The organism is Mycobacterium simulans, assembly GCF_900232995.1.
Classification (GTDB): domain Bacteria; phylum Actinomycetota; class Actinomycetes; order Mycobacteriales; family Mycobacteriaceae; genus Mycobacterium; species Mycobacterium simulans.
In genome coordinates this window covers 1-1570 of the sequence record NZ_OCVX01000049.1, presented here as the reverse complement: position 1 = coordinate 1570, position 1570 = coordinate 1, and the positions used below count along the sequence as shown (strand labels likewise).

1 protein-coding gene is annotated in these 1570 nt (G+C 67.9%); it reads right to left on the bottom strand.

Annotation, left to right across the window (positions count from 1 at the left end; genetic code table 11):
- Positions 1-1570: type I polyketide synthase (locus MSIMFI_RS27025; protein WP_191499991.1), on the bottom strand; the 1570-nt coding region annotated here is incomplete at both ends.

Genomic DNA, 1570 nt, shown 5'->3' with positions numbered 1-1570 from the left:
CGGGGGCGGCGGAAGGGGGGGCGGGGGCGGGGTCGGATGGGTATAAGAGGGGGGGTGAGAAGGGTGAGCAGGTACTGGGCGAGGGCGGTGGGGGTGGGGTGGTCGAAGATCAGCGTGGGCGGCAGGGTTTGGCCGGTGTGTTCGGCTAAGGCGTTGCGGAGTTCGAGGGCGGTAAGGGAGTCGATGCCGAGGTCTTTGAAGGGCCGGTCGGGGTCGAGGCTGGTCGGGTCGCGATGGGCCAACACCGTGGCCGTGGTACTGGCCACCAGGGCGATCAGCGCGTGGCGTTGTTGGTCGGGTGTCTGGGTGGCCAGCCGTGTCGTCAGGGTGTGCGGGCTGGCGGACGAGGCGGCCTGGGGCCGGGAGGTGGTCAGGGCCGACAGGACCGTCGGCAGGGTATTGCGGCGGGCCAGGCGGGTCAGGGTGCGCCGGTTGAGTGGGGCCGCGAGCAGGGTGGGCTGGTGCTGGGTCAGCGCGGCGTCGAACACGGCCAAGCCGTGGTCGTTGGTGATCGGGGTGAAGCTGGTGCGAGTGATGTGGGCATGGTCGATCTGGCTGAGGTGGGTGGTCATCCCGGACGGGGTTTCCCAGGGGCCCCAGGCCACGGTGGTAGCACCGGGGCGGTGGTAAGCCAGCGCGTCCAGGACGGCGTTGGCCGCGGCGTAGTTGGCTTGGCCTGGGTTGCCCAAAGTGGCTGCTGCAGAGGAGAACAGGACAAACGCGGCCAAGTCGTAGTCGGCGGTGAGCTCATGCAGATGCCAGGCGGCGTCGGCTTTGGCGGCCAGCACGCTATCAAGCTGTGCGTGTGTCAGTTCGGTGAGTACGGCGTCATCGAGTACGCCGGCGGCGTGGATGACAGCGGTCAGCCGGTGCTGGTCGGGTATTGACTTCAACACTGCGGCCAGCTCGTCGGAATTGCTGGTGTCGCAGGCGGTGATGGTGACCTTAGCGCCCAGGTCGGTCAACCGCTGCTGCAGCTCGGCGGCGCCGGGAGCCTTCAGGCCTTGGCGTGAGACCAGCAGCAGATGACGCATTCCGTAGCGGGTAATTAGGTGTTCGGCGAAGAGCCCGCCCAGCATCCCGGTACCACCGGTGATCAGTACCGTGCCGTCGGGATCCCAGGTGGGGGTGTGTGGTTGTGTCGGGGTGGTGGGTGTGAGGCGCGGGGTGTGGGCGCTGCCGTTGCGTAGGGCGAGTTGGGGTTCGGTGGTGGTGTGGCCGAGGCCGGCGAGGGTGTTGATCAGGCCGGTGTCGGTGGTGGTGCTGGTGTGGTCGGCGTCGATCAGGCTGATGCGGCCGGGGTGTTCGTTTTGGGCGCTGTGGATCAGGGCCCAGGCTGCGGCGTGGGCGAGGTCGGGCGCCGGGTCGTGGGCGTTGGTGCTCACTGCGTGGTGGGTCAGGATGGCGAGGTGGGTGGTGAGGGTGTCGGGTCGGGTGAGCCAGTGTTGTAGTTGGGTCAGTGTGTGCTGGGTCAGGGCGTGGACTTGTTCGAGAGAGTCGTGTTTGGGGTCGGGATTGGGCAGGGCCCAAATGACGAGGTCGTTATCGGCGAGGTCGGGGTGGGTCAGGT